The organism is Bradyrhizobium sp. Kon56, assembly GCF_055807635.1.
Genome location: NZ_JBVVOU010000292.1, coordinates 1 through 313 on the forward strand (window position 1 = coordinate 1; position 313 = coordinate 313).

General features: G+C 46.6%; 1 pseudogene. It reads right to left on the minus strand.

Annotated elements, in window-relative coordinates:
• Positions 1-313: pseudogene (locus AC0L3B_RS39015) on the minus strand (hypothetical protein); the annotation flags it as partial.

A 313-nucleotide genomic window follows, 5' to 3' on the forward strand; every position in this document is an offset into this window, starting at 1 on the left:
CGGCAATCACAGCAATTGACCAAAATAAACCAATGGTCGTCGATGAATAACCTTTAAGACCCCAGTTTATTGAGGCTGTAGCAAAATACAAAGTGTGGCTTAACTGAATGATGCTAGCAGAAGCAATGGCCAACAGCAGCGTCTTGTTTTCGAATAGTCGCCGCCAGTCTGGTTTGTGGGTGCGCTGAATAGCGTAGGAGACATTTCCATTCGGGACGCGATGTCTTAACCATAAACAACTTAGCGCTGTGAAAAGCATGCTGGCCGCAACGCTGACAGGCACCCACGAGAGCCCATAATCAGTAAAAAAAAC